1 pseudogene is annotated in these 277 nt (G+C 38.6%); it reads right to left on the bottom strand.

What is annotated here, in order from left to right:
- A pseudogene (locus AAEY99_RS21390) lies at positions 1 to 239 on the bottom strand (DNA sulfur modification protein DndD); the annotation flags it as partial.
- Positions 240 to 277: the final 38 nt, after the last annotated feature.

Here is a 277-nt window from a genome sequence, read left to right on the forward strand (position 1 = left end):
CTATTAACCTGCGCATTAACTTGATCAAACTCTCGATCAGATATATCAAGCAAGACCTCAGAATTGTTTTGCGCTGCTTGTCGTTCTTCAAAGCAAGATTTTATTGTTTGGATAGCCACAAATGAGTCGGACAATCCAAATGATAATTTTTGTTCAAGCTCTGCCATGAAGTCTGTTAATTCATGATTAAAGTGTTCAACTTGTTTAGATTTTTTCTCGGCCTCAAGCTGATTTAACAATTGCTGTAATGCCTTTGGCGCTAGCGCAAAGGGCAGGT

Source organism: Shewanella sp. S1-58-MNA-CIBAN-0166 (assembly GCF_040310085.1).
GTDB lineage: Bacteria > Pseudomonadota > Gammaproteobacteria > Enterobacterales > Shewanellaceae > Shewanella.